The following is a 25,139-nucleotide window of genomic DNA, read 5'->3' on the forward strand; positions in this document are numbered from 1 at the left end:
AGGCGTAACAGTCCTCTTCGTTAGAACTGAAGGAGCTTGGCCAAGCCCTCAGGTGCTTCGTACTCAACCTCACAAACGATGTGGCCCTCTGCGTTGTAGTCCCACTGCGTCACCTTCCGATAGCCGTTGGCCTTCAGCGCTCGATCAGCGATGGTTGTCGGGTCCTTCTTGCTGTAGGCCCTGAACTTCGTAACGAGAGTCCCGTTGTCGCGGACCTCGATGTAATCGAGAGCCGGGTTGTCGTGGCGGAAAGTTCGGGCGATCATCCCTATCAACTTTCTGTCGTCGGTCTTGCTGGCAACGGGAACGCGATCACTTCCAGATGATCTCCACTGTTTCACTATCGAAGATGCGACCACGGGGGCGCGGCTTGGAGATGCGAACCTCGCACATCATGTCGATAACCGCGCCCTTGGCTTCCGGTGTCAGGCCCTCCCACGTTGACGCGATGTCGTCCGCGTTGAGAGTCAGGCCATCGAGGTATTCCAGCTCGCGCGCTAGACCCAACTGCTCGTCGTAGCCCGCTAGTTGGGCTCGAATGACCGCTGTGCCGGAGCGAAGCTGTGAGCTGTCGATCAGGCCCTCAGCAAACATCTCGGTCAGCTCATCAAGCTTGCGCTGAGCAACGGTCTTCTTGGCGATGATCTCTCGGATGTCCACAGAGTCATCGGCCTTGCGGGCGGGCAATCTGCCCTTCGCCAAGGCATCGAGCACCGCACCCTCAACCTTGTCGTCGATAGGCTTTGCGGCCCGATGAAAACACCGTTCAACGCACATATAAGACTCGACCGTGCCAAGTTCGCGCTTCCGCGTGTGCTTCCATTTCCGAGAACCAACAACAGTTGGCCCGTCGCAGTGGTGGCACAGGTAGACCGAAGTCCCGATGCGCTTCCGCTTCCATGGCTCATTGTTGAGTCGCTGGTTTTGCGCGAGCACAGCTCTCACTGCCTTCACATCCTCCGCTGAAACGATCGGTTGCCAAACGGCTTCGGCAACAATTTCTCCCTTGTAGGTGGAGAGGCCCGCATTCCTCCACCGAATCAGAATGCCCTTGACGACGGCGGGCGTGAGTGGTTTACCGGTCGGGCCTCGCAGCCCTGCCGTATGCCATTCCTGTGTGATTGTGTACAGATTGCCCGTGCCGTTGATGATCTTCTGCGTCCCATCGGCAATAGCGTCCGCTTCCGCCAACTCATGTGCGATGTGATCACTTTGGAACCCGAACGGGCGTTTGCCACCGAGGGGCTTGCCAAGATGAGCAGCCTGCTTCTTGGCGGCTTGCATACGTTCGATGGTGCGCTCGACTTCATGGGTGGAAGCTGCGCCCAGCATGCGGGCAACCATTCGGCCGGAAGCCGTGGCAAGGTCGAGATCCCCTGCGGTAACGGTCTTAACGTCTGCCTTGGTTCGCTCGCAAAGGTCGATCAGTGGCTCAAGGTCCGTGTTCCGGCGGTAAAGCCGGTCAGGGTGCCATGCAACGACACCGTTGATACGTCCAGCTTCAAGGTCGGCTTTCATGGCTTCGTACTGAGGTCTATGTTTGCCGCTGAACGCTGAAATGTCGTTGTCGACATAGACCTTGTAGACCTTGCCTCCAAGCTCAACGACGAGGGCCCGGCACTCTTTCTCTTGCCGGTCTACGCCTGCTGTGTCCCCTGGGTCTGCCTCACTGATACGGCAGTAGATGCCGTAAATCTTGTCCATAACCATCCTGGCCGGTTGATCAATAACATGATCAACCTACCGAGTGATCGGCCCGCTTCATATGGATCCGAGCCCGCGCACTACCCCAATTCACCCGGTGATAGGCCGCACTGACCCCGAACACCCCACACACGGTCACCCCATACACGAACGTCGACCACGCCGCAGTCGTCGACACCATGGCCGCGGCCCCCACCAACGCCGCCACCCCCACAGCGGCAATCCCCACCGCATAGGTATGAATCCACCCCCGCATCCGCGGCTTGACCGGAATCCCCGCCAACTCATCCAGCACTTCGACCACCGGATTCACCGGCTCCACCCTCTCGGCCACGCCTCACCTCCTGAGCAACCTACGGTACCGTAAGTTACGCCCCAGCCGCTCTCCTCAGAATCCACAACGCACGCCGCATGTAGCGTCCACGCCGTCCCCGACGACATACAACCTGCAGGTCAGATCGCCATAGGACCTCCAAACGCAACAACAGATTTCGTAAGCACATGGGTAACTCACCGGGCACGCCCAAAACCCAACCAGTCGCTCACGCAGGACCTACGACCAACCCGAGCGGCACCCAACTTGTACGGCCTAAGGCGCGGGGAGGCGGGCCAGCGTGGCGGGCAGGCGTAGGGTGGGGCGCCGTGGAGATTGCTAGTCGGGTGCGTAGCCTGCCCTATCGCATTTACGAGGCACGGCTGTCGAAACAGCTGGTGGGCAAACAACATCCACGCCACGTCGCCGTGGTGTGCGACGGTAATCGCCGCTGGGCGCGGGAGAACGGGTTCACCGATGTCAGCCATGGCCACCGGGTGGGCGCGCTGAAGATCGCCGAGCTGGTCGGCTGGTGTCAGGCCGAGGGCATCGAGATGGTGACGGTCTACCTGCTGTCCACCGAGAATCTCAACCGCGGCGCGGACGAGCTGGAGACCCTGTTCGAGGTGATCCCCGACGTCGTCGAGGAGCTGTCGGCCCCGGAGCGGAACTGGAGTGTGCGCATCGTCGGTTCGCTGGACGGGTTGCCCGGCGAGGTGGCCCGGCGCATGCAGAAGGCGGCCGACGAGACCCACGGCCGCAACGGGGTGCACGTCAATGTCGCGATCGGCTACGGCGGTCGCCAGGAGATCGCCGACGCGGTCCGCTCATTGGTGCGCCAGGAGATGGCGGCGGGGGAGACCGGCGAGGATCTGGTGCAGTCGATCACCGTCAATGCCATCGGCCAGCATCTGTACACCTCCGGACAGCCGGATCCGGACCTGGTCATCCGCACGTCCGGCGAGCAGCGCCTGTCCGGGTTCCTGCTGTGGCAGAGCGCCTACTCCGAGATCTGGTTCACCGAGGCCTACTGGCCGGAGTTCCGCCGCGTCGACTTCCTGCGCGCCCTGCGCGACTACGCCGCCCGCCACAGACGTTACGGAATCTAGCCTGATCATGGCCTTGCCGGAGGCTTCTCCGGCGTACCGTCGCGGACATGAACGAGTTCCAGGCCGGGCAGCGTGGCACGGCGGAGATCCAGGACGCGCGGGAGCAGTCGCCGTCGTTCATCAGCTATGAGGAATTCGGGCGGCGCTTTCTGGAATATGCCGCCTCGGAACAGCGCGTTGCCGGTGCCTTCACCCAATTGACCGGTACCGCTTTCGATTTCGGCCCGATCGGCGCGGGGCCCGGGCGGTTGGCCAAGGTATCGGCCCAGGTGCAGTTGGGGGAGCCGACGCTGGTGCGGGAGCTCGGCAAGCACATCACCTTCGAGTTGGTGATCCCGCTGAGCGTGGAACTGACGCTGGATCTGGCCCTCGACAAACATCGCTACGAGGTCGACGGAAATGTGCACCTGCATCTGACCGTCCGCACCGCCGAACCCCTGCGGGTGATCATCGATATCGCCGAGCCCCGCAGCGGCGACGTCCGCATCAATGTCGCCACCGACACTCGCCGGGCGGAATTGGTGCGCGTGCTGGCCGGTGTCGATCACGAGATCCGTCGTTTCGTGGCCCGTTACATCGCCAAGGAGATCCGCAAGCCGCATATCGCCGCGGTGCGGGATATCGACGTGGCCGCCCGGCTCGATGCCGCCTGGAAGATCTAGCGAATTACAACTTGCGCAGGCGGATTCGGTTGATGCTGTGGTCGGAGTCCTTGCGCAGGACCAGGGTGGCGCGGGGGCGGGTGGGCAGGATGTTCTCCACCAGGTTGGGGCGGTTGGTGGAGTTCCAGATGTCCTGCGCGGTGATGGTGGCCTCTTTATCGGTGAACTTCGAGTAGTGGTGGAAATGCGAATTCGGATCCGCGAATGCGGTCTTGCGCAGGGTGAGAAAGCGGTTGATATACCACTGTTCGATGTCCTCGATGCGCGCATCGACGTAGATGGAGAAATCGAACAGGTCCGACACCATGAGCCGGGGGCCGGTCTGCAGGACGTTGAGCCCCTCCATGATGAGGATGTCGGGTTGACGTACGCAATGGAACTCACCCGGCACGATGTCGTAGCGGATGTGTGAATACACCGGGGCGCATACCTCGGGCGACCCGGATTTCACCTCGGTGACGAAACGCAGCAGTTTGCGCCGGTCGTAGCTCTCCGGGAAACCCTTGCGATGCATGATGCCGCGGCGGGTCAGTTCGGCTGTCGGATAGAGGAATCCGTCGGTGGTGACCAGATCCACCCGGGGGTGATGGTCCCATCGCGCGAGCAGCGCCTGCAGGACGCGGGCGGTCGTGGATTTGCCGACGGCCACACTGCCCGCGATGCCGATCACGAAGGGCACCTGATGGTCGGGATGAGTTTCGCCGAGAAAGGTTGCGGTGGCGGCGAACAGGCGCTGACGAGCGGCCACCTGCAAGTGGATGAGCCGAGCCAGGGGCAGATAGACCTCGGCGACTTCCTCGAGGTCGATCTGCTCGCCCAGGCCGCGCAGTCCGATCAGTTCTTCCTCGGTGAGGACCAGCGGAGTCGATTTGCGCAGTGTGCGCCACTGTTTCCGATCGAATTCCACATAGGGACTCGGCTCGCTCATCCGCCCCACTACCCACGCCCCAGAGTCGACCCCGCAGACAGTCCTCGCATAGGCGAATTGTCCTCGCGGTCAAGGGGCCGTTGCACACCGGGTGTGATTACTCACGGGTAACCTTCAGTGACATTTCTCTCAGCTATCGTCGGATGTCATGCAAGCGCATCCGCTCGTGACCGAATACCTGCGGCTGGGATTGGCATTCGACCGCCTCGAACCCGGCTTCGTCGACGCTTATACCGGTGATCCGGCCCTACGCCGGGCCACCGAGGATGCCCCGACACCCCAGCCGCGTGAGTTGGCCACGCAGGCAGCGGCTTTGCGCAAGGAGCTACCACAGGCGGGACTGCCGCCGGAGCGCACCGAATTCCTCGACGTGCACCTGCGGGCGATGGAGTGCTCGGGCCGCAAGTTCGCCGGGGAGCAGATCTCGTTCATCGACGAGGTGCGGGCCTACTTCGATGTCGAGATCGCCCCCGGCGACATCGAGGACTATCGTGACGCCCACCGCCGGATGGACGAGGTGCTGCCCGGTGAGGGGACGCTGCTGGAGCGGGTGACCGCCCACCGCAAGGCCGACGAGATTCCCCCGGAGCGGCTGCGCGCCTGCGTGGAGGCGTTCTCGAGTGCCCTGCGGGAACTGGTGCGGGACCGCTATCAGCTGCCCGATCACGAGCGGGTGGACTACGAGGTGGTCGGCGACAAACCCTGGTCGGGTTTCAACTACTACCTGGGCAACTACCGCTCCCGGGTGGCGATCAACTCCGATCTCAAACAGCACATGGCCCATCTGCCGGTACTCATCGCTCACGAGGCCTATCCGGGCCACCACACCGAGCACTGCCGCAAGGAGGCCGGGCTGGTCGCGGCCGGGCACGACGAACAGACCCTGTTCCTGGTCAACACCCCGCAGTGCCTGATGGCGGAGGGCCTGGCCGATCTGGCGCTGAAGTCGTTGGTCGGCCCGGGGTGGGGCACCTGGGCCCAGGAGATCTACGCCGATCTGGGCCTGCGGTTCGACGGTGAACGCGCCGAGCGGCTTTCGACCACCTCGGCCAAGCTGCTGGGCGTTCGCCAGGATGCGGCGCTGCTGCTGCACGACCGCGGCCGCGATGCCGACGAGGTCGCCGAATTCCTGCAGCGCTGGGGTCTGACCACGCCGGAGCGGGCGCGTCAGTCGCTGCGGTTTCTGTCCTCGCCGCTGTGGCGGGCCTACATCAGCACCTATGTGGAGGGCTACCGCCTGCTCGGCGGGTGGCTCTATCGCGCGGCCGATGCCGACGAGCGGGCCGAGCGGTTCCGGCGATTGCTGGACGAGCCGCTCACTCCGGGCGCCGTTCGGCGGATGCTCTGAGGCGCCGGCCGCTCAGGTCAGGCGGGGGCAGCCGAGTGTCGAGCAATAGATGGTGGTGAGGACCAGGATCAGCTGTTGGAACAGGCTGGGGGGAGAAGCCACGTACATGACGGCACCTCGAAAGATCAACTGGCGCACGATGTTCCGCGCGTGAGGGATGTGATACACCTTACTCTGCGACAGTGTCTGCTATAACCGGGTCGGATGTCCCGTTCGACACTGTTCGACGCAGGTCAGCACCGCCGACATGCGAGAGGGAGCACCGTTCGGGTGTGCGGCGGCCGCCACATAGACTGTGCTGGTGACCCAGACGACCGCCGCCTCTGTCAACTCCCAGTCGCTCGCCGAACTCGATCCCGAGGTTGCCGCCGCGATGGCCGGCGAACTCGCCCGCGAACGCGACACCCTCGAGATGATCGCCTCGGAGAACTTCGTGCCGCGCGCGGTGCTGCAGGCTCAGGGCAGCGTGCTCACCAACAAGTACGCCGAGGGCTATCCGGGCCGCCGCTACTACGGCGGATGCGAGCATGTCGACGTCGTGGAGACGCTGGCGCGCGAGCGGGTCAAGGAGCTGTTCGGTGCCGAATTCGCCAATGTGCAGCCGCATTCGGGGGCCCAGGCCAACGCCGCGGTGCTGATGGCGCTGATGAACCCGGGCGACCGGCTGCTGGGTCTGGATCTGGCGCACGGCGGTCACCTCACGCACGGCATGCGGCTGAACTTCTCGGGCAAGCTCTACGAGGTGCACGCCTACGCGGTCAGCAAGGAAGACCACCGCATCGATATGGATGAGGTGCGCAAGCAGGCCCGCTCGGTGCGTCCGAAGGTGATCGTGGCCGGCTGGTCGGCGTATCCGCGGCACCTGGACTTCGCGGCGTTCCGGGAGATCGCCGACGAGGTGGGCGCCTACCTGTTCGTCGATATGGCGCATTTCGCCGGACTGGTCGCCGCCGGTCTGCACCCGTCGCCGGTCCCGCATGCCGATGTGGTCTCCTCCACCGTGCACAAGACCCTCGGCGGCCCCCGCTCGGGCGTGATCCTGGCCAAGCAGGAGTACGCGAAGAAGCTCAACAGCGCGGTGTTCCCGGGCCAGCAGGGCGGCCCGCTGATGCATGCGATCGCCGCCAAGGCCGTGGCATTCAAGATCGCCGGCACCGAGGAGTTCAAGCAGCGTCAGGAGCGCACGCTGTCGGGTGCCAAGATCCTCGCCGAGCGGCTGACCGCCGCCGACGTCAAGGACAAGGGCGTCACCGTGCTCACCGGCGGCACCGACGTGCATCTGGTGCTGGTGGATCTGCGCAACTCCGAGCTGGACGGCCAGCAGGGTGAGGATCTGCTGCACGAGATCGGAATCACGGTGAACCGCAACGCCGTTCCGTTCGATCCGCGTCCGCCGATGGTCACCTCCGGCCTGCGCATCGGCACCGCGGCGCTGGCCACGCGTGGCTTCGGCGACACCGAATTCGCCGAGGTCTCCGACATCATCGCGACCGCGCTGGCGGGCGGTGCCGATCTGGATGCGCTGCGTGCGCGGGTTTCCAAGCTCGCGAACGACTTCCCGCTCTATCAGGGCCTGGAGGAGTGGCGCCTGCTCGGCTGAGCCCCTCCGCGCCCGCTCGGCTGAGCCGTATGTCCGCGCGGCGCTCGTCTCAGTGCCTCGCGGGCGCTTGCGGCCGCGGGGTGACGGTCGACTCGGCGTACACCGTCGAGCAGGACAGCCGCATGGTCGTCACCGAGGTGTTGAGCGCGCCCAGCGACTGCTGCACCGCGTCCACCGCGCCGTCGGCCGGCCGTGCCGTGCACGGCCTCGTCGAGCCGCAGCAGCGCCGTGTGCAGCCGGTCCCCTGCGTCGGCGACCCCGGCGTAGGCCCGCTTCGTCGCCACCGACGACATCGCGGCCGTGGCGGGATCCAGGCCGGACTTGATGCGGGCGGCCAGATCCGCGCCGGTGGTGACGCGGTTCTGGAGGTCGGCTAGATCACCGCGCTCCGACGCCGGGCCGATGCCGTTGAGCTGGTCCGACAGCTTCTGGAAGGTGCCCTGCAGTCCCCCGACCACCCGGGCGCCGGTCAGACAGTCTGCGGTGTCGGGGTCGGCGGCCGCGTGCGGAGTGTCGTGGTGTGCCGAGCAGCCGGCCAGTGCGGCGATGCCCACGGCCGTGCCGACCGTGAGCATCGCTGCCCGGCGTGCCCGTTTCGTGGCGAAGGACGCCATCGGCGGGTACTCCTTTGCCGCAGTGGACGATCAGCCGATCGCGGTGCGCCAGGGCTCCATGAGCTCGTCGTAGACGCTCTGGTCGAATCGGCCGCGGCCGACCAGATCCTGCAGGACGGTGGCGGTGGCGGCCTGGCTGACCGCGGTGAGCGTGCCGATCGAACCCAGCGATTGCAGCACCGCGGTCAGGTCACCGGCGCCCGAACCGGGCGAAACCGCCTGGCCCACCACGAGTCCCGCGGTCTGCAGATTGCGGGAGCGACCGAATTCCTTGGCCGTCTCGGTGGCGATCTGCATGGGAAGCGCGGCGCCGCCGGGGGTTCCGCCGAGGCTGGACAGCAGACCGGCCAGGCCCTCACCGGATGCGCCGGTGAACGCGGCCATTCCGGCCTCCATCTTCTTGGCCGCGGCGGCGTTGAGTCGTTCGCGTTCCTCGGCGGTCAACTGGGCCGCGCGCTCGACGAGGGTCATGACGGCGGGCCACTGCGGGCCGTAGAGGTACTCCAGATGGAAAGCGGCCGCGGTCGCTTCGGGGTTGGTGCCGTAGGTGCTGTCCATGTCGACTCCTTGTGTCTGTGGCTGTCGAAAGAGGGATTACGAGGCTGATACCGAAGTGCGCGTAGCCGAGGGCGGTGATGGGCGCCGCCGGCGTGGGGCCCGGCACGGGTGGCCGGGCCCCACCGGGTCATGCCATGTGCTGCAGTGCCGACAGCAGGGCGTCCTGCACGGCCGGGAGGAAGCCGAGATTGACGGCCATGGCGGCGCCGACACCGAGGCGCAGATGCGGGTGGCGGTTCCACCAGCCGATCGGTCCGCGCCGAGGTCCGCGATGGCACTGCTCGATCGTCTCGGCGCCGGTGGCGTTCTCGGCGTAGTAGCCGTAGGTGATCGGCGCGCTACGCAGATCGAGCAGTCCGGCCCGCGGATCGGCAACGGTCGTACCGCCCGCCGGTGAGCCGAGTGTGGTCATGCGTTCCTCCGTTCATCGGTTCCGGGCACGGAGACCAGGGCGAATTCGAGCACGCGCCGGTCACCGCGGGCCGGTCCCTGCGCGGCGTGGAGGCCGACGAAGGGGACCTCGGAGTGCGAGGCGGGCGGTACACATTGGCCCGGTCCCGCCGGTCCTGCCGGTCCTGCCGGTCCCGCCGGTGTCGCCGATGCCGCCGGTGTCGGTGCTGCCGGTGCGTCGGAACGCTGGGGCTGCGGAGCCAGCAGCTTGTTCAGCGAGGCGATGACCTTGTCCAGATCGGCATCGTCGGGGATGAGGTCGTCGAGCAGCTGCGAGCCGTTGGGAGCGACCCCGCTGCTCTCCCCGCCACGAGGGCCGACGAAGTAGTCGCGCACCGCCCGGGCCAGGGAGATCAGATACGACCGGAACTGCCGGCTCTGCCGCAGCGCCTCCTCCAATGCGATCGCCGCGGCGATCGCGACCAGCAGGGCCACCGCACCGGCACCGGTCAGCGCACCGGCCGTGAAGGCCGCCAGCGCGGTGAGCTTGATGGCCTCCAGGGCGATCAGCCCGCCGACGACGGCCGTGGCCACCACACCGGCCAGGAAGCCCAGCACGGTGCCGACCGCCAAGCCCACCAGGAAGGCGTCGAAGAGCAACTTCGCACCGATGGCGAGCGCGCCCAGTGCCAGGGCACCGAGAATGAGACCGCCCACCACCAGCACCGGCAGCGCGAGCAGCGCCAGCGCGCCGAGGACGAGTCCGCCGAGCACCAGTGCGCCGATCACGAACGGGGCCGCGACCAGCGCGACGCCGAGCGCGATGAGGCCCAGGCCCACGCCGACCACCGCCAGCTTGCCGAGATCCATGGCGACGAGCAACAGCACGAGAGGAGCCAGGATCGCGGCGCCGATCGCCGCCAGGGGCCACGTGAGCGGGCACAGGGCCAGCAGGGCCACGACGGCCAGGCCGCCCCCCACCAGCCAGTGCAGCGGGCACAGGACGATCCAGGCCAGTCCGCCCACCGCCACGACGCTGCCGAGCGCGATGAGCGCCAGCCCGGCGAGCACCGACAGCACCGGCAGTGCGAGCACGGCCAGGAGCGCCAGACCGGCGGCGACGGCCAGGCCGCCGAGCACGAGCGCGCCGAGGCCGGTGCCGATGACCGCCAGCTTGAACAGCACGATCGCGCCGACGACGACGGCACCGATCGCGAACAGCGGCCAGGTCAGCGGGCACAGCAGCAGCAGTGCGCCGATGGCCAGCACCGGCAGCGCGAGCGCGGCCGCCACCCAGGTCAGCGGGCACAGCAGGAAGGCGGCCAGGATCAGCCCCCCGACCGCCATCAGGGGCAGGCCCACGGCGATCAGCGCCAGCGCACCGAGCGCCAGCAACGGCAGCGCCAACAGGGCCAGCGCACCGAGGACGAGGCCGCCGACGACCAGCGCCCCGAGCACGAGCGCCCCGAGGATGAGACCGCCGATGATCAGCACCGGCAGTGCCAGGGCGGCGAGCACCAGAGCACCGATGACCAGCGCGCCGAGCACCAGAGGCGCGAGCAGCAGAGCGCCGAGCGCCAGGGCGCCCAGGGCCACCGCACCCTCGATCAGTTTCACCACGAACAGGGCGCCGAGCGCCAGGCCGCCGAGGGCAACTACCGGCCAGGTCAGCGGGCACAGCGCCAGGAATGCCAGGATCGGCGGGCCGAGCAGCAGCGCGCCCCAGCACAGCGGGCACAGGGCCAGCGCGCCGAGGGCCAAGCCACCGAGCAGCAGCGGCACGCCGAGCACCACACCGCCGATCACGAGCGCGCCGAGAACGAACGGCGCGGCGATGAGCGCGCCGAGAATCAGCAGCGGCAGCGCGACTATGGCGATCGCACCGACCACCAGGGCACCCACCAACAGCAGCGGGAGCACCGGTATCACCACGCCGGTGATGATGGGGATGATCACGGAGACGAATACCGGGGCGATGACGATCAGGGCGGCGTTGCGGGTGGCGAGGAGTCCGTCGCCCGCGAGCAGGCCCCGAATGCCGTGCAGCAGCGGGGTGAGCGAGCGCGGATCGACGATCGCGGCCAGCACCGGGGTGAGGAAGCCGAGCACCGGCGGGAATCCGCCGTGGGCGGGCGCGAGGAATCCGAGCACCGCCGAGGCGAGCGGGATGAGCTCGGGGATGCCGCGATCGACCAGTGCGCTCACGCCCTCGGTCAGCCCGTGCACCGGATCGGCCGTGGCGGCGGTCGGCGTGGCGAGGCCCTGGACGAGGTCGCGCAGGGCGGACACGGCGTCGCCGCCGTCCTTCGGGAAGCCGAAGGTGACGCGCGCCTGTTCGATCAGGTCATCGATGGGCGAGCCCATGTCGCGTCGGCGCGAGCCGGCCTGCTCGGTGGCCGCGGAGACGAAGCTGAGCAGATCGTCGACTGGTCCACGCAGCGGGCCGGTCGGGAAGGTCTGATCCGCCCAGGTGGCGAGCCGACCCAGGTCCATGCCGGAGCCACCGATCTGCGCGGCCACCGCGGCCAGATCGCCGACCGGATCGACGGTGCGGGCGGGTGCTCCGCCGACAGGTGCGGCAACGGGCTGCAGCCCGAATCCTCCGCCCTGCCCGGCCTGGGGAGCGGGACCGCCCGGTCCCAGGGCGTCGGTCAGCGACTGCAGGGTGTCCCGCACCGGGTTGGTCTGATCGGGCAGCGCGGTGTCCAGGGCGCCCTGTGCCATGCCCTGCACGTCGACACCGGGTGCGGCCGCATCGATCGCGGCTCCGACCTGGGGCAGCTGGGCCTGCGCGCCGGCGATGGCGTCGCCGACCGGGTCGGTCGGAATCGGGATGGGCAGGCCGGGGATGTCCGCACTCGCGTGCGGGGTGGACATCATGACCGTGCTCAGCGAGGCGAACGCGGCGGCGGCGTAGAGGCCACGGCGATTGCGTTTGACGTCCTTACGGTGTCGGGCCGTGGACTTGTCGGTGGTGAAGAGCTGCCTGGTGGGCGACATGAGAAGAACCTTTCAATTCGAACTCGCAAAACGCTCGGGATGAATCCGGCGAGCGGGGCTCGCGGAGAGTTCTCCAATCTGGGTGATCAGGCCGGACCGGTTTCGTCGGTGGCACACACGGCCTGCGACACACCGCCGTCCGGGCCGATGGGGGCGCCGATGCGGGTGTGCGGCAGGCCGCCGAGATCGCGGCAGCGAATGAAGGCGTGCGTGCCGTTCCCGGCTCCCGGTTCACAGGTCACGGTGACCTGGTTGGGCACCGAATAGTCGGCCGAACATCCGCTCGGGATCGGCTCCGACGAGGCGGATGTAGCGGCGATCGCGACGCTCGAGGCGATGACTCCAAGAGCGCTAGCAAACATTGAGCAACTCTGAAAACGGGCCATGGTGTCGATCGTCTGTCCAATTCGGTCGAACCGTCAATCAGACGTAGATCACACTGGGCAAAAGCCCAGGTAAATGGTGTTAAGTGTCCGAATTTGCATAATCTTTATCTTGTCGCCGAAAGGTATCGGGCTACCATGCGTGGCGCCATTTCCCGGATCTTCTGATGAATTAAGATGACGGCAATTGCATCGCGACAGCAAATGTACGATATCGCGCCATAACCAACCGAAAGTACGATTGGAATCGAGGTTTCGGGATGGACGCCACGAAATCCCCGCGAAAGGGTGGAACCAGAGTTGCCGTCGTCCGCGCGGCCCGCGAAGGCCGCGGCGTGACGACCGGCGTCGTCCTCACCGCCGTCGTTCTGATCGCGCTGGTCGTGGCGGTCGCGATATTCGTCGGGGCGACCAAGCGGAGTCACGACCATGCCGAGGAGGAACGGGCGGCGGCCGAGGCTCCACCGTCGGTCTTCACCGATCGCGGCACGTTGCGATTCGGTGACCCGGCCGCCGCGACCGTGCTGACCGTCAGCACCGACTTCGCCTGTCCGTCCTGTCGCACCTTCGCCCAGACCAGTGATACGGCCCTGGCGGATCTGACCCGCACGGGCAAGGTCGCGGTGGAGTACGACCTGGTGGCGATCGTGGGCGGCGCCGACCACTATTCGGCGCGGGCAGCCAATGCGTCGGCCTGCGTGGCGGCATCGGACAAGGACGCCTGGCCGGCCTGGTATCGATCGATGTTCGACCAGCAACCGGCCAAGGACTCCCCGGGAATGTCCGACGACCACATGGTGGATCTGGCCACCCGCGCCGGTGCCTCGGCACCGGAGGTGGCGACCTGCATCCACGCCAACCGCTACCAGCAATTCGTCACCGCCCACACGGACAAGGTCGTCGCCGCCGGGCTGAACCACACCCCGACCGTCCGGATCGGCGACCGGGTCGTGGAGAACCTCACCCCCGACGGCCTGCGCGCGGCCGTCGACCGCGCTGCCGCGAAGTAGGCCGGGGCGGTCCTCGGCCCGCAGGGTGGAGCCCGGCGCCCAGGTGCCGGGCTCCACGCGTGTCATCCGGTTATGCCAGATGCTGTAGCGCCGACAGCAGCGCGTCCTGCACGGCGGGCAGGAAACCGATATTCACTGCCAACCCCGCTCCGATACCCAGACGCAGCTGCCGATGGCGGTTCCACCAGCCGATCCGCCCCCGCCGGGACCGCTCATGGCACGAGGCGATCGTGTCGGCATCGGTGGCGTTCTCGGCGTAGTACCCGTATCCGATCGGCGCGGTGCGCAGATCCAGCAGCCCGGCGCGGGGATCGACAACCGTTGTCCCGTCGGCGGTGTTCAGCATGGCCGTCTCCTTTCCGATCCGATCCGCCGCCTCACAACGTCACCTCGACCAGCTGCCGGGCACCATCGCCCCGGACCGACCCGTCGGCGGCATCGATCCCCACGAGCGGAATATCGGCATGGGCAACCGGTGCCGCGGCCTGCTGCTGTTGCGGAGCCAGCCGCTGCACCAACGCCGCAATGAACTGATCGAGCGGCGCATTGTCCGGAATCAGGTTGTCCAGCAACTGCGACCCATCGACAGCCATACCGCCGGCGCCCGAGCCGCCCCCACCGAACCGGGCCCGCAACGCGGAGATCACATACGACCGGAACTCCGGGCTGAGCAGGAACGCCGCCCCGATCAGGCCGACTACGGCCAGGGGGACACCGATCAGCAGGGCTGGGATGGCAAGGGCCGCACCGACACCGAGTATGGCCAGGGTTGCTGCGACGATCGGGACTCCGATCACCAGGATCGCGGCCAGGGCCGCCAAGGCGAGCAGGCCGATGAGGGCCACCGGGATTCCCATGCCGAACAGCGGGATGGCGATCGCGGTCAGCAGTGCCGCACCCGCACCCAGGACCGCGAGTGTGGCTGCGGCGACGGGTATTCCGATCACGACCGCCGCCGCCAGGGCGGCGAGGGCAAGCAATCCGATCAGGGCCAGGGGTGCACCGATGGCCAGGACCGGCAGCGCCAGCAGGCCCAGCAGGGCGGCACCGGCCAAGGCCACGGCACCGGCACCGAGAGCGCCCACGACCAGGCCGCCCACCGCGGCGAGCCCGAGCAGCGGCACCAGCGCGGCGAGCACGGCTCCGCCACCGAGCACCGCACCGACGCCGAGCAGCGGCAGCGCCAGGGCGAGCGCAGCGCCGCCGAGGATCCACGGCGCGGCGAAATCGAGTGGCAGGCTGACCAGCCAGAAGGTCAGGACCACGGCCTTGAAGCCCAGGAACAATCCGCCGAACAGCAGGGCGCCCAGCAGCGGCACGCCGAAAAGCCCGAGCACCTGCATCGCAACGGCCACGAAGGCACCGAGCAGGCCCGCGACCGCGAACGGCGCGAACAGTGCGCCCAGCGCCACCGCGATGATCGGTGACAGCGCGGTGGACAGCACCGGGGCGAACGGCCCGACGATCAGGAACGGAATCGTCAGCACCGCGGCCAGCGCGAGAGCCGCGACCCCGACCGGAATCATCGCCACGATCGCGAGGATGCCCAGCGCCGCCGTCAGGATCCATCCGGCCGCCGTGACCGCGCCGAGCAGCCCGAGCCCGGCAACCACCGCCAGCAGAATCGCGGCGGCTCCCACCACGAATCCCGCTGCGCCGACCGGGATTCCGATCAATGCGAACGGCGGGAACAGCAGCGAGCCGATCACGAACGCGGTGACGATGGCCGCCAGCGCCACGAACCCCGCCGCACCCAGCGCCGGGATCAGCACCGCCACGAACCCGGCCAGCAGCGTGGTCACCAGGGCCATGCCGCCGAGACCGCCCAGCACGATGAACAGCTGACCCACCAGCAGCAGCGGGAGGGCGAGCAACGCGATCGGCGGGTTGATGATGATCAGCGCCCCGAGCGTCAGCGTCAGCATGGCGAAACCGAGCACGCTCACCCCGAGCCCGCCGACGAATGCCGCGGCGACCGCCGCAACGGCCCACGCGAAGGCGCCCGCGATCAGCACCACGAACGGCGCGAAGGTGAAGACGAAGTCGGCGGCGGCCAACACCATGATCGCGGCCGAGGAAATGGCCAGGAAGGCGGCCACCAGCGGCAGCAACAGCGGAATGGCATACGGCATGGTGACCATCGCGATCACACTCGCGACCGCCGCGGCCAGCGCCCACATCCCCGCCTCGATCAGGAAGAAGCTGGTGCACACCGCGACGAGCACACCCGCCAGGCCGAGCCCGCCGAACAGGAACAGCAGGCCCAGCGCCGTCGGAATCCCGACCAGCCCCAGGAATACGATCGGGGCCAGCAGCGGGCCGACGACCGGCACCGCGAACACCAGAAACAGCGTGGCGGCGATGCCCGCCAGCACCGCGACCCCGGCGGCGATGGCACCGGCGGCGGTGATCAGCAGCCCGCCCGCGGCGGCGAGGAACCAGGCCGCCACCAGCGCGGCCAACCGAATCGCCTCGGCCGCCAACGCCAGCACCAGCAGCGCGCCCACGGCGACCGGTGCCACGATGGCCAGCGCTGTCATGCCGACGATGAACATCGCCGCGACGACGAGTCCCGCGGCAATTCCCGCCGCCCCGAACAGAATCAGGCCCGCGACCACCACCGCGGCCAGAATCGGCAGGGCGATCAGACCCCACGGCGTGAACAGTGAGGCGATGCCGAGGGCCACGGCCAGTGCGGCGGCGACGGCGAAGGCGACACCCAGCACGCCGAAGGTCGCCAGTCCGGTGAGAATCGTGCCGACGAGCAGAATCCCGAACGCGCCCACGGTGAATGCCAATGTCGCCGTGATCAGGCCCAGCGGCGGGAACAGAATCGTCAGCAGGGTGCCGAGCACGAGCGTGACGGCCAGCGCGGCCAGCGTCGTGACCACACCGACCGCGAGAGTGACCGCCGCCGCGGCGATTCCGCCGACGACCACGGCGGCCAGCGCGACCAGCCCACCGGCGAGGATGACCGGCGCCAGCACCTGGAACGCGACGAACGCGATCGGGGCGACGACGATCAGCACCGGAATCGCGATGATCGCCAGCACCACCAGCACCGGAACAGCAAGTGCGGCCACCACCAGTCCGCCGATCACGAGAGCCCCGATGACCAGCGGCGCGGCGATGACCGCACCGATCGCGACGATCGCGGCTATGCCGATCGCCCCGATCGCGAGCGCACCGGCGAACAGCAGCGGCACGATCGCGATGGCCGCGATGACGGGGATGGCCGTCAGTGCGAGGGAGGCGTGGTGCGTACCGACGAGGCCGTCACCGGCCAGCAGCCCTCGAATGCCGTGCAGCAGTGGCGTCAGCGCGGTGCCCGGGTCGTCGAGCAGTCCGAGGACCGGCGTGACATAGCCCAGCAGCGGCGCGACACCGGACAGCGCGGGCGCGGCAAAGCCGAGAACGGCGGCGGCGAGCGGGCCGAACTCCGGCGCGGACAGCTGCTGGATGCCGTGGGCAAGACCGGACAGCGGGTCGCCGGAACCGGCCAGCGACGCGAGCAGATCGCGCAGCGCCTTGGTGACGTCGTCGCCGCCCTGGGCGGAGCCGAACAGGTCGCGGGCCTGTCCGATCAGCTCGTCGAGAGGTCCTGACTCGCGGCGGCGCGACCCGGCCTGCTCGATGGCCTGGCTGACGAATCCGAGCATGTCCTCCACGGGCTGACGCAGCGGGCCCGTCGGAAAGGTCTCGTCCGCCCAGGCGGCCAGCCGCCCGAGATCGAGGTTGGCGCCGCCGATCTGCGCGGCGACGGCGGCCAGTTCCTCGACCGGACCGGCGGCGTCGGTGCGCGCGGCGGGTATCGAGCCCACCGCCGGTCGCAGCGGTAGCCCCTCGGTCGGTGTCGCCTGGGCGCGCAGGGGCGCCGGAGCGGCCGGGGCGCCGGAGTTCATCGTGTCGGCCAACGCCTGCAGCGTGTTCTGGATGGTGTTCTGCACGGGGCCTGCCGAATTCGGCGGAAGGATCGCATTGATGGCGGTCTCGGCGACGGCGGGCAGGTCGATGCCGATCCCGTTGTCGCCGTTCGGGGTGAGCACCGGGACCGCGGGTGCGCCTTGGGGCGCGGCTGCGCGATCCAGTGCCGGGGGTGTGCCGATGGCCGCGGTCCGGCCGGGCAGATCGCCGCCGGGCAGGATCGGTGCCCCGGGAATGGGGAGGGCGGGCAGCTGGGCCGACGCGTGCCCACCGGACACCATCGCGGAGCTCAGCGAGGCGAAGGCGGCCGCGGCATAGAGCCCGCGGCGGTTGCGTTTGATTTCCTTGCCATGCCGACCCCTCTGAGAAGAGCCGCTTTTTTCAGAAAGACCACTTTTTGCAGAAAGCTTGCTTGTTGCAGACATTGGAAAGCCTTTCTTTCGGATTACTCGCCCGTTTCGCCGGGCGCGCAGACTGCGCGGGAAATCCCTCCTTCCGGGCCGATCGAGGCGCCGATGCGGGTGTGGGGGAGACCGCCAAGATCACGACACCGAAGGAACGCGTGGGTGCCCGTGCCGGCGCCCGGTGCGCAGGTCACAGTGACCTGGTTCGGTATCGAATAGTCGGCATCGCAGCCGCTCGGCGGGGGTTGGGGCGAGGCCGCGGCAGCGAGGACCGCGGTTCCTGCGGCCAGGACCGAGAGCATGACAGCAACTACTGAGCATCGCCAAGTTTGCGTCATGCGCCGATCGTCGGGCGTTGTTGTCCAACCGTCAATTAGACGTGGATCACATCGGCCGAATTAGCAGCTAGATCCGCATGTATAACCGTGTTTCACATTCTCGGGCTTGTATTGTGCGGGCGTGCGTATACGATGCCGGACCGCCTTTGTGAAGCCCTTCTTGGAGGTTTATGGCAAATATCCAGAAACCATATCTAATAAACTGGACGTACGACCTGAAATGCCTCAGTCCATTTCCGATTCCGGGCGGCCGGGTGGGTCGACGAGGAGCCGCCGCCAGTTCTCGGCGGCGCGTTCCAGATCGCGGCCGAGGTTGTCCAAGAATCGGCTCGCGGTTCGGAGGCGGGCGCCGGCGGGGCTGGTCGGACCCAGCAGGGTGGCACCGTGCTGCGCGGCGGCCGCGAGAATGTCGTTGGAACGGATGCTCGCCACGGTGGCGCGATACCAGGCGTCGTCGCCGATGACGTAGAGCTCACGGCGGGTGCCGGGCGGACGTTCGCGCCGAATCAGCCCGAAGCCCTCGAGCGTCGCGACCGCCGCGGAAATCGACGCGGGGCTGACGCGCAGCTCTCGGGCCAGTTCGGCCGCGGTGCCGCTGCCGCTGTCCTTGATGCACAGGGTTGCGAAAACACGTGCGGCCATGCGGGGGACGCCGGTGTCGACCAGCAGTACGGCCATGTTCTCGGCGAACTCGGCCACCTCGTCCGTTCGATCGGAGCCTTGTGCGGCACGGTCGAGTGCGGACCGCTGCGAGGAAGCGCGGCGGGCCCGCAGGACGGTGGTGCGTTGGGCGCGGTCGGCGCGGTAGCCGCCCGGCCCGCCGTTGCGGGTGACCTCTCGGCTCACCGTCGAGGTCGGCCGACCGAGTCGGCGTGCGATGGCGGCGTAGCCGAGACCCTCGGCCAACCCGGCGGCGATCACCTCTCGATCCTCGTGGGTCAGCCTGTCTCCCGGCATCCGTGACTCCTGTCCGATCGGTGTCGGCAGTATGCGTTCAGTCCCAGCATCATTGCAACTCTTCCCTTCCGGAGTTGCATTGATCGACAGTGTCATTGCAACGATAGGCGTGAAATGGCCAGCATGATTGGGAAATACATTGATTTCTGCGTTGTGTGGGTTCTGAATGCAACGTAGCGTTCGGAATATCCTGAACGACAGATCACGAGGTTGCCCATCATGACCGAGACGCCGACCACCGCAATACACCTGCCGACCCAGAGACCGGCCGGTTGTCCCTTCGACCCTCCCGCCGACCTGGCCGCCCTGCGCGAGCGCACTCCGCTGCTGCGCATGACCTTCCCCGACGGCCATCTGGGCTGGCTGGCCACCGGGCACGCCATCAGCCGTGCGGTGCTGGCCGATCCGCGCTTCAGCGTCCGCTACGAAATCAGCCACGCCCCCTTGGCCGATTACGGCCAGATGCCGCCCGCGACACCGGGCGACATGCTGGGCATGGACGCTCCCGAACACACGCGGTATCGAAAGCTGTTGGCGGGCAAGTTCACCGTGCGCCGGATGCGCCTGCTCACCGAGCGCATCGAGGAGATCACCGCCGAGCAACTGGACGCCATGGACCGCCACGGCGGGCCGGTGGATCTGGTGGAGGCCTTCGCCAAACCGATTCCGGCGTTCGTGATCTGCGAATTGCTCGGTGTGCCGTCCTCCGATCGCGACCGCTTCAACGAGGAGGTGAACAGGGTGAACGATATCGACGTGTCCGCCGAGGAGAAGTTCGCCGCGATGGCCGCCGGTCAGGAGTACGTCCGGAATCTGGTGGTGGCCAAGCGCTCCCGGCCCACCGACGATCTGCTGAGCGATCTGACCGACTCCGACCTGACCGAGGACGAGCTCGCGGGCGTGGGCATCCTGCTGCTGGGCGCGGGCCTGGACACGACGGCGAATATGCTGGCGCTGGGCACCTTCGCGCTGCTGCGCCATCCCGATCAGCTCGCCGCTCTGCGCGCGGACCCGGATCTGACCGATCAGGCCATCGAGGAATTGCTGCGCTACCTGTCCATCGTGCACACCACCAGCAGGACGGCTCTGGAAGATGTCGAGGTGGCCGGTCAGCTGATCAGGGCCGGTGAGACGGTGGCGATCTCCGTGCAGGCCGCCAATCGCGATCGGCAGCGGTTCGACGATCCGGATACGTTCGATATCCGCCGCAGCGCGGTGGGTCACCTCTCGTTCGGCCACGGCGTCCATCAGTGCCTCGGGCAGCAGCTGGCGCGTGTCGAAATGCGAATTGCCCTGCCCGCCCTGCTGAATCGCTTTCCCACGCTGCGGCTCGCGACGCCCGCGGACGAGGTGCCGACGCGTGACAGGATGGATATCTATGGTGTGTACCGACTGCCGGTCACCTGGTAGGAGTCGAATCCGATGGAACTGAAGATCGATCGCGACATCTGCATCGGCGCGGGCATGTGCGTGCTGCTGGCGCCGGAGCTGTTCGATCAGGATGCCGACGACGGCAGGGTGATCCCGAAGACCGCCGCGACCGGAGCAGAGCAGCAGGCGGCGCTGGCCGAGGCGGTCGACGCATGTCCCTCCGGGGCGATATGGCTCGAAGCTCAGTCCTGATGCACCAAGGGCCGCAGCAGATTTCCGGCCAGCTCCAGCACGCCCGGCTCGTGTCCGTTGCCGACCATGTTCACGATCACGCCGTCGACACCGTGGTCGAGGACCCGGCGCTGGATCTGCTCGGCGACATCGTCGGGATCGCCGACGAAGTGACGATCGAGCTGGGACTCGCGCAACTCGGCGGCCGGTAGGCCGGACATGTCCTGCCGGGCCTGCCGCTCGAGGAGGTCGTTGTGCAGCTTGCGGGCCCGGTCACCGTCCTCGTCGACGAAGACCAGGGCCAGGAAACTGGTCTCCAGCGTCTCCGGATCGCGGCCCACCTCCGCACAGCGGCGGTGTAGCGCCTCGATCTTGCGCGGCAGCTCCGAGGCGTTGCAGATGATGTTGAGGTGGTCGGCGAACCGGGCGGCCAGCGCGAAGGTCTTCCTCTCGCCGCCACCGCCCAGCAGGATCGGCAGATCGTCGCGGACGCGCGGTTCGTTGAGGGCGTTGTCGGTGCGATACCAGCTGCCGTCGAAGCTGGGCCGTTCGCCGCGCAGCATCGGCCGGATGATCAGCAGCGCCTCCTCCAGCCGTTCGAAACGTTCGGTGAAGGTGCCGAAGTCGAAGCCGTACCCGCGGTGTTCGAGTTCGAACCAGCCCGCGCCGATACCCAGCACCGCGCGCCCGCCGCTGACCACGTCCAGCGTGGTGACGGTCTTCGCCAGCAGCGCAGGATTGCGGTAGGTGTTGCCGGTCACCAAGGTGGACAACTGGATTCGCTCGGTGGCGGTGGCCAGGGCGCCGAGGGCGGTGTAGGACTCCAGCATCGGCTCGTCGGGCGCGCCCAGCACCGGCAGCTGATAGAAGTGGTCCATCACGAACGTGGCATCGAAACCGGCCGCCTCCGCCGCCCGCGCCTGCGCGATCACCGAGGGGAACAGCTCCCGTGCGGAGGCGGCATGACTGAAGTTCGGCATCTGATACCCGAGGCGAATGCTCATGAACCAGAACCTACTGACCCCCCGACCCGCCGAACAGGGATGAATCCGCCCTGGCAATCTCGGCGCGGCGGGTGTATGGAGCGGGTCAGTCGTGCGCGGCGAGGTACTCGATGTACAGCGGCCGCAACACCTCGGCCACCTTGCCCTCCCCGGCGTGTACGTAGTCGTGGAGCAGCGGCAGCACGTACTTGATGTCGAGTTCGCTCTCGCCGAGATCGCCCGCGGCGGCCTGGGCGGCGGGGATCTGTTCGAGCAGCTGCCACAGGAACTTCACATCGCCGTGGCGGACCGCATACTCCACGGCGCGGTCGTGCAACTCCTTGGACGACAGCTGCTCCAGCTGCTCGAGATCGGCCATGAGTCGACTCTATCCGCTCGCGGCTCGCGGCACCTGGCTCGGGCGGACGGTTCGTGCTGCCATGGAGGCATGGCACAGCAACCGACGCCGGACTTCCGGGTGAAACGGGTCTACGACGAGCCCGACGCCGCGGACGGGACCAGGGTGCTGGTCGACCGGCTGTGGCCCCGGGGTATCAGCAAACAGCAGGCTCACATCGACGAGTGGGCCCGGGACGTCGCGCCGTCCACCGAGCTGCGCAAGTGGTTCCACGCCGACCTCGATGGGCGGCAGGCCGAATTCGCCCGCCGCTACCGCGCCGAACTGGCCGACGAGCCGCATCGGCAGGCGCTGGCCCGGTTGCGCGAGCTGGCCGCGGCCGGGCCGGTGACCCTGGTGACCGCGGTCAAGGATCCGATGCGCAGTCAGGTGCCGGTGCTGCTCGAGCAGCTGCGGGACTGACCGCCGCCCAGCGAACCCCCGGACATCCGGGCCCCGGCCGAGATATGTGTCACATCACCGGATTCCGCCGATGCGGCGCTGAGCTGGCCGTTAACGGGATCTTCACCGACACGCCCGCAATCTCGGAGGCCGGAATCACGAATCGGCAGTACCGTCGGGAGTGCGAGTCGCGTCGGAGTGACTCGTGCGGGAGGTCCTGATCGTGGCTGAGAGACTCAGTGCGAGGGGGCCGGCACCCGGCCCCTGGGTCGTTTGACCCCAGGGCGGACCGGCCCAGCGAGAACGTCCGTGCGGGTGTAGCACGGACAACAAAGGAGCCCACCGTGACTGATGCACGCTCCGTCATCGCTCCCTCGAAAGCCCGCTCGACCAAGAGCGGAGGCTCCGGAAAGGGAGCCCGCGCCTCGCAGTCGAAGACCTTCGTGATCGACACCTCCGTCCTGCTGTCGGACCCCTGGGCCGTCACGCGCTTCGGAGAGCACCATGTGGTGCTGCCGCTGGTGGTGATCAGCGAACTCGAAGCCAAACGGCACCATCACGAACTCGGCTGGTTCGCCCGGGAGGCCCTGCGCAATCTGGACGACCTGCGACTGGCATACGGCCGGCTGGATCAGCAGGTGCCGATCGGCACCGAGGGCGGCACCATGCAGGTGGAGCTCAACCACACCGATCCGAATGTCCTTCCCGTCGGATTCCGCACCGACTCCAACGACTCCCGCATCCTGGCCTGCGCGCTCAATCTGGCGGCCGAGGGCCATTCGGTGGTGCTGGTGTCCAAGGACATTCCGTTGCGGGTCAAGGCGAGTGCGGTGGGTCTGCACGCCGACGAGTACCACGCGCAGGACGTGATCACCTCCGGCTGGACCGGGATGACCGAACTGGACGTCAGCGCCGACTGCGTCGACCGGCTCTACGCCGAGGGCGTCGTCGATCTCGACGAGGCCCGGGACCTGCCCTGCCACACCGGGATTCGGCTGCTCGGCGCGAACGGCAGCGCGCTGGCCCGGGTGACGCCGGACAAGCGGGTGCAGCTGGTGCGCGGTGACCGCGAGGCGTTCGGGCTGCACGGCCGCTCGGCCGAACAGCGGATCGCGCTGGATCTGCTGCTCGACGAGAGTGTCGGCATCGTGTCGCTGGGCGGTAAGGCCGGTACGGGCAAGTCGGCGCTGGCGCTGATGGCCGGGCTCGAGGCGGTGCTCGAGCGCCGCTCCCACCGCAAGGTGGTGGTGTTCCGGCCGCTCTATGCGGTCGGCGGCCAGGAGCTGGGGTATCTGCCGGGCACCGAGAGCGAGAAGATGGGCCCCTGGGCGCAGGCGGTCTTCGACACGCTCGAGGGCCTGGCCAGCACGGAGGTGATGGAGGAGGTGCTCAGCCGCGGCATGCTCGAGGTGCTGCCGCTGACTCACATCCGCGGGCGCTCGCTGCACGATTCGTTCGTGATCGTCGACGAGGCCCAGTCGCTGGAGCGCAATGTGCTGCTCACGGTGCTGAGCCGGTTGGGCGGTGGCTCGCGGGTGGTGCTCACCCACGATGTGGCCCAGCGCGACAACCTGCGGGTCGGACGGCACGACGGCGTGGCGGCGGTGATCGAGAAGCTGAAGGGTCATCCGCTGTTCGCGCACATCACCCTGACCCGCAGCGAGCGCTCGCCGATCGCGGCCCTGGTCACCGAGATGCTGGAGGAGTACGGACCGAACGCCTGAACTAGCAAATACCCAGTGTGTGTTTCACCTCACAGGTGAAGGGTATATTCCGCCGTGTTAAGTGTTCGGCGTGGTTTCGGACGATGTTCTGTAATTCGCCGAACCATAGCCGGGCAACGGCCTGAATAGCCGGCGGCGCCGATTCCCGGCGCCGCCGGTCGTCACCTTCGAGAGGATGGACATGCACCACTTCGCTCGACGCACGGCTGTTTGCACCATGTCCCTGGCTGCCGGAACCCTGCTGTTCACCGGCTGCGGCGACGACAAGAACGACTCCGATTCCAAGGCCTCCGAGGCCGTGACCAGTGCCTCGGAGGCAATGAACAGTGCGGGTTCGGCCATGGAGAGCGCGGGTTCGGCGCTGAGCAGCGCCGTCGCCGGGGCCACCGAAACCAAGATCTCCACGCAGAACGGCGAGATCACCGTCTCCGGGAACATCCTCGCCAAGTACAGCGAGATGGGCGGCCCCGAAGGCGTCCTGAGCCAGCCCACCGGTTCGAAAACCGATGGTCCCGAGGGCGGTTCGTGCCAGGAATTCGTCGGCGGAGCGATCTGCTTCAGCGAGAAGACGGGCCCGCACGTGGTGTGGGGCGAGATCCGTAAGGCGTGGGAGGCCGACGGCGGGGTGAACGGCAAACTCGGCTACCCGACCACAGACGAGAAGGACATTCCCGGCGGTAAGCAGAGCGACTTCACCGGCGGCAGCATTACGTGGGTGAACAACCAGACCTCGGTCGTTCCGAAGTAACCGCAGCCGATTCGGCCCGGAGACAACGCGGTTTCCGGGCC

General features: G+C 67.7%; 23 protein-coding genes and 1 pseudogene. 10 read left to right on the forward strand and 14 right to left on the reverse strand.

Translation table 11 applies throughout. From position 1 onward, the window contains the following. Positions 1 to 20: 20 nt before the first annotated feature. From IU452_RS20495 to IU452_RS20505, 3 genes and pseudogenes are all read right to left on the reverse strand, one after another. Positions 21 to 341, reverse strand: coding sequence for a hypothetical protein (locus IU452_RS20495; protein ID WP_195110695.1), 321 nt, complete (start codon positions 339 to 341; stop codon positions 21 to 23). Beyond that, positions 313 to 1,704: a recombinase family protein gene (locus tag IU452_RS20500; protein ID WP_195110696.1), complete on the reverse strand. Its 1,392-nt coding sequence runs from the start codon at positions 1,702 to 1,704 to the stop codon at positions 313 to 315. Before IU452_RS20500 ends, IU452_RS20495 begins: the two co-directional genes overlap by 29 nt. 37 nt (positions 1,705 to 1,741) lie before the next feature. Beyond that, a pseudogene (locus IU452_RS20505) lies at positions 1,742 to 1,960 on the reverse strand (hemolysin III family protein); the annotation flags it as partial. A 386-nt stretch (positions 1,961 to 2,346) separates the two neighbouring features. On the opposite strand from IU452_RS20505, the gene IU452_RS20510 reads away from it, so the two are divergent. After that, positions 2,347 to 3,126, forward strand: coding sequence for an isoprenyl transferase (locus tag IU452_RS20510; protein WP_195110697.1), 780 nt, complete (start codon positions 2,347 to 2,349; stop codon positions 3,124 to 3,126). 47 nt (positions 3,127 to 3,173) lie between these two features. Beyond that, positions 3,174 to 3,788 (forward strand): hypothetical protein, encoded by a 615-nt coding sequence (locus tag IU452_RS20515; RefSeq protein ID WP_228818284.1) that lies wholly within the window; start codon positions 3,174 to 3,176, stop codon positions 3,786 to 3,788. A gap of 4 nt (positions 3,789 to 3,792) precedes the next feature. Here the strand turns inward: IU452_RS20515 and coaA are convergent, their stop codons facing one another. After that, complete coding sequence (coaA, locus tag IU452_RS20520) at positions 3,793 to 4,725, reverse strand: type I pantothenate kinase (RefSeq protein WP_195110698.1); 933 nt, start codon at positions 4,723 to 4,725, stop codon at positions 3,793 to 3,795. Between the two features lie 139 nt (positions 4,726 to 4,864). Between coaA and IU452_RS20525 the strand changes: the two genes are divergently transcribed. Then, positions 4,865 to 6,064 carry a DUF885 domain-containing protein gene (locus IU452_RS20525; RefSeq protein ID WP_195110699.1) on the forward strand — a complete coding sequence of 400 codons (1,200 nt, stop codon included), beginning with the start codon at positions 4,865 to 4,867 and terminating at the stop codon, positions 6,062 to 6,064. Positions 6,065 to 6,365: 301 nt separating this feature from the next. Beyond that, positions 6,366 to 7,664 (forward strand): serine hydroxymethyltransferase, encoded by a 1,299-nt coding sequence (gene glyA / locus IU452_RS20530; RefSeq protein WP_195110700.1) that lies wholly within the window; start codon positions 6,366 to 6,368, stop codon positions 7,662 to 7,664. Here the strand turns inward: glyA and IU452_RS20535 are convergent. From IU452_RS20535 to IU452_RS20555, 5 genes are all read right to left on the reverse strand, one after another. Continuing rightward, on the reverse strand, positions 7,631 to 8,278 hold the full coding sequence (locus tag IU452_RS20535) for a hypothetical protein (RefSeq protein ID WP_195110701.1): 648 nt from the start codon (positions 8,276 to 8,278) through the stop codon (positions 7,631 to 7,633). The two genes, glyA and IU452_RS20535, sit on opposite strands and share 34 nt — an antisense overlap. A 30-nt stretch (positions 8,279 to 8,308) precedes the next feature. Then, on the reverse strand, positions 8,309 to 8,836 hold the full coding sequence (locus IU452_RS20540; protein ID WP_195110702.1) for a hypothetical protein: 528 nt from the start codon (positions 8,834 to 8,836) through the stop codon (positions 8,309 to 8,311). 127 nt (positions 8,837 to 8,963) lie between these two features. Beyond that, on the reverse strand, positions 8,964 to 9,248 hold the full coding sequence (locus IU452_RS20545; RefSeq protein WP_195110703.1) for a hypothetical protein: 285 nt from the start codon (positions 9,246 to 9,248) through the stop codon (positions 8,964 to 8,966). Then, positions 9,245 to 12,226, reverse strand: coding sequence for a hypothetical protein (locus IU452_RS20550; protein WP_195110704.1), 2,982 nt, complete (start codon positions 12,224 to 12,226; stop codon positions 9,245 to 9,247). Before IU452_RS20550 ends, IU452_RS20545 begins: the two co-directional genes overlap by 4 nt. 86 nt (positions 12,227 to 12,312) lie before the next feature. After that, complete coding sequence (locus IU452_RS20555) at positions 12,313 to 12,588, reverse strand: hypothetical protein (RefSeq protein WP_195110705.1); 276 nt, start codon at positions 12,586 to 12,588, stop codon at positions 12,313 to 12,315. A gap of 281 nt (positions 12,589 to 12,869) precedes the next feature. On the opposite strand from IU452_RS20555, the gene IU452_RS20560 reads away from it, so the two are divergent. Beyond that, a complete protein-coding gene (locus IU452_RS20560; protein WP_195110706.1) occupies positions 12,870 to 13,619 on the forward strand; it encodes a DsbA family protein in 750 nt (249 codons plus the stop codon). A gap of 70 nt (positions 13,620 to 13,689) precedes the next feature. On the opposite strand, the gene IU452_RS20565 is transcribed toward IU452_RS20560, so the two are convergent. The 3 genes from IU452_RS20565 to IU452_RS39555 form a co-directional block, all read right to left on the reverse strand. Beyond that, positions 13,690 to 13,965: a hypothetical protein gene (locus IU452_RS20565; RefSeq protein ID WP_195110707.1), complete on the reverse strand. Its 276-nt coding sequence runs from the start codon at positions 13,963 to 13,965 to the stop codon at positions 13,690 to 13,692. A gap of 31 nt (positions 13,966 to 13,996) precedes the next feature. Beyond that, positions 13,997 to 17,824 (reverse strand): hypothetical protein, encoded by a 3,828-nt coding sequence (locus IU452_RS20570; protein ID WP_195110708.1) that lies wholly within the window; start codon positions 17,822 to 17,824, stop codon positions 13,997 to 13,999. Between the two features lie 686 nt (positions 17,825 to 18,510). After that, positions 18,511 to 19,242, reverse strand: a complete 732-nt coding sequence (locus IU452_RS39555; protein ID WP_195110709.1) for a helix-turn-helix domain-containing protein — start codon at positions 19,240 to 19,242, stop codon at positions 18,511 to 18,513. Positions 19,243 to 19,461: 219 nt separating this feature from the next. Here IU452_RS39555 and IU452_RS20580 point away from each other — a divergent pair, with 219 nt between their 5' ends. Beyond that, on the forward strand, positions 19,462 to 20,652 hold the full coding sequence (locus IU452_RS20580) for a cytochrome P450 (RefSeq protein ID WP_195110710.1): 1,191 nt from the start codon (positions 19,462 to 19,464) through the stop codon (positions 20,650 to 20,652). A gap of 12 nt (positions 20,653 to 20,664) precedes the next feature. Next, positions 20,665 to 20,865, forward strand: a complete 201-nt coding sequence (locus tag IU452_RS20585) for a ferredoxin (protein WP_195110711.1) — start codon at positions 20,665 to 20,667, stop codon at positions 20,863 to 20,865. Here the strand turns inward: IU452_RS20585 and IU452_RS20590 are convergent. Both IU452_RS20590 and IU452_RS20595 read right to left on the reverse strand, forming a co-directional pair. Continuing rightward, positions 20,856 to 21,848, reverse strand: a complete 993-nt coding sequence (locus IU452_RS20590) for an LLM class F420-dependent oxidoreductase (RefSeq protein WP_195110712.1) — start codon at positions 21,846 to 21,848, stop codon at positions 20,856 to 20,858. The two genes, IU452_RS20585 and IU452_RS20590, sit on opposite strands and share 10 nt — an antisense overlap. A gap of 85 nt (positions 21,849 to 21,933) precedes the next feature. After that, positions 21,934 to 22,206: a hypothetical protein gene (locus IU452_RS20595; RefSeq protein WP_195110713.1), complete on the reverse strand. Its 273-nt coding sequence runs from the start codon at positions 22,204 to 22,206 to the stop codon at positions 21,934 to 21,936. 69 nt (positions 22,207 to 22,275) lie between these two features. On the opposite strand from IU452_RS20595, the gene IU452_RS20600 reads away from it, so the two are divergent. The 3 genes from IU452_RS20600 (at position 22,276) to IU452_RS20610 (ending at position 25,098) form a co-directional block, all read left to right on the forward strand. Continuing rightward, the gene (locus IU452_RS20600; protein WP_195110714.1) at positions 22,276 to 22,647 is read left to right on the forward strand and encodes a DUF488 domain-containing protein; all 372 of its coding nucleotides are present in this window, start codon (positions 22,276 to 22,278) and stop codon (positions 22,645 to 22,647) included. A 323-nt stretch (positions 22,648 to 22,970) separates the two neighbouring features. Beyond that, the gene (locus IU452_RS20605; protein ID WP_195110715.1) at positions 22,971 to 24,350 is read left to right on the forward strand and encodes a PhoH family protein; all 1,380 of its coding nucleotides are present in this window, start codon (positions 22,971 to 22,973) and stop codon (positions 24,348 to 24,350) included. Positions 24,351 to 24,567: 217 nt separating this feature from the next. Then, the gene (locus IU452_RS20610) at positions 24,568 to 25,098 is read left to right on the forward strand and encodes an LGFP repeat-containing protein (protein ID WP_228818288.1); all 531 of its coding nucleotides are present in this window, start codon (positions 24,568 to 24,570) and stop codon (positions 25,096 to 25,098) included. Positions 25,099 to 25,139: the final 41 nt, after the last annotated feature.

It is taken from the genome of Nocardia transvalensis, from assembly GCF_015477765.1.
Classification (GTDB): domain Bacteria; phylum Actinomycetota; class Actinomycetes; order Mycobacteriales; family Mycobacteriaceae; genus Nocardia; species Nocardia transvalensis_A.